The 384-nt window shown below is 64.6% G+C and carries 1 pseudogene; it reads right to left on the bottom strand.

Annotation, left to right across the window (positions count from 1 at the left end):
• Positions 1-384, bottom strand: a pseudogene (locus ACP2AV_RS15725) (biotin carboxylase); the annotation flags it as partial.

Here is a 384-nt window from a genome sequence, read left to right as displayed (position 1 = left end):
GTCCAGCAGCAGGATGTCCCCGATCGCGGGGCGGAAATCGGCGCTCGCGTCTTCGGCGCAGATGCGCAGTTCGATCGAATGGCCGGTCTGGGGAACGTCGCCCTGCGCGGCGCTCAGCCCCTCGCCCGCCGCGATGCGCAGCTGTTCGGCCACCAGATCAAACCCCGTCACCATTTCGGTCACCGGATGTTCCACCTGAAGGCGGGTGTTCATTTCCAGGAAATAAAACGACCCGTCCTGCGCATAGATGAATTCAACCGTGCCGGCGCCGCGATAGTTGACCGCGCGGGCAATCCCGGCGGCGGTTTCGCAGATCTCGTCGCGTTGCTTGGGCGTCAGCGCCGGGGACGGCGTTTCTTCGATGATCTTCTGGAACCGGCGCTG

Source organism: Aliiroseovarius sp. PTFE2010 (genome assembly GCF_049943335.1).
Lineage (GTDB): Bacteria > Pseudomonadota > Alphaproteobacteria > Rhodobacterales > Rhodobacteraceae > JBNFVY01.
The sequence above is the reverse complement of the archived record's forward strand: the minus strand, read 5'-3'. Positions and strand labels throughout refer to the sequence as shown.